Origin of the sequence: Halorubrum sp. AD140 (genome assembly GCF_034497445.1) — an archaeon.
Classification (GTDB): Archaea; Halobacteriota; Halobacteria; order Halobacteriales; family Haloferacaceae; genus Halorubrum.
The window spans coordinates 1-1,047 of record NZ_JAXRUU010000332.1; the positions used below are offsets into that span (position 1 = coordinate 1).

Sequence of the window (1,047 nt, forward strand, 5' to 3'; positions counted from 1 at the left end):
ACCGAGACGGAGACGGTCGAGGTCGAACAGCAGTCGACGCTGACGATCGGCGACACCGACTACGTCGCGCACTTCCCCGACGCGTCGACGCTCCAGATGTCGACCGACATCGAGGGGTACGAGGCGCAGGTCTCCGAGATAGAGCGGTTCGACCAGTACAACAGCGGCCTCTCGCGCGTCCTCGTCCTCTCGGTCCTGTCGTCGATCATGCTCGCCGGGATGGCGTTCATCCCGTCGCGGTACTGACCGTCGACCGCCGTTTTCGCGCGGTTTCGCTTCGTTCTACCGACAGTCACTCCCCGTCGGGAGTGCTATCGCAACCATGAGTTCGGCAACGGAGAAAGTGCGACAGCTCGCTCCCCACTGGGCGGTGATGTTCGTCGCAATGTTCGTCGCGCTGGCGGTCGTTGAGCGGGTCCTCGGCGGGCTCGGGCTCGGGGCGTCGCTGCTTACCGTCTTGATCATCGCCGTCGCGTATCCCGCCGTCGTTCGGACGCTCGGCGTCGCGCCGCCCGTCTGGCAACGGTGACGGCTCCTCCGGGGCTGACGGCACGGCTCCGTCCGCGATGATTTGCGATTCGACGCTGCGGCCGGCCGGCGACAGCGACTCGCCGGGCGCTCCCGAGCGGAGTCCGACGGCTGCCACCTCTGAGTCGCGCCGCCAGATAACGCCGGTGTCAGCCGGTCACCGTCTCGTCCCTCGCGCTTTTATACGGCTCGGTCGCCTTTCGGTCAGTATGACCGACGAGAACCCGGCTCCGGTCACGTCGGAGCTCCCGGACGCACCGTTCCACACCAGCGGCACCGACCATATCACGGTCTGGGGGAGCAACGAGGCGGACACGCTCGCCTTCTACCGCGACCTGCTCGGGATGCCGCTCGTGTTGCGGCAGCCGAACCTCGACGACCCCTCGCAGACGCACCTCTTCTTCGACACCGGCGACGGCCGGATCCTCACGGTGTTCGTGAGCGACGAGCGGGCGTCCGCGCGCGGCCAGCGCGTCAACAGGGGTGCCGTCCACCACCTGTGTTTCAGCGTCGAGCCCG

At 67.5% G+C, this 1,047-nt stretch carries 2 protein-coding genes and 1 pseudogene; all 3 read left to right on the forward strand.

Annotated elements, in window-relative coordinates; all coding sequences use genetic code 11:
* Positions 1-246, forward strand: a pseudogene (locus U4E84_RS18625) (hypothetical protein); the annotation flags it as partial.
* Positions 247-322: 76 nt separating this feature from the next.
* Entirely contained in the window at positions 323-529 is a 207-nt protein-coding gene (locus U4E84_RS18630; protein ID WP_322533537.1) for a hypothetical protein, read from the forward strand.
* A gap of 208 nt (positions 530-737) precedes the next feature.
* On the forward strand, positions 738-1,047 hold a 310-nt coding region (locus U4E84_RS18635), incomplete at its 3' end, for a VOC family protein (protein ID WP_322533538.1).

Coding starts and splice junctions, on each gene's coding strand:
- U4E84_RS18630 (WP_322533537.1), top strand. CDS start 323: ATGAGTTCGGCAACGGAGAAAGTGCGACAGCTCGCTCCCCACTGGGCG.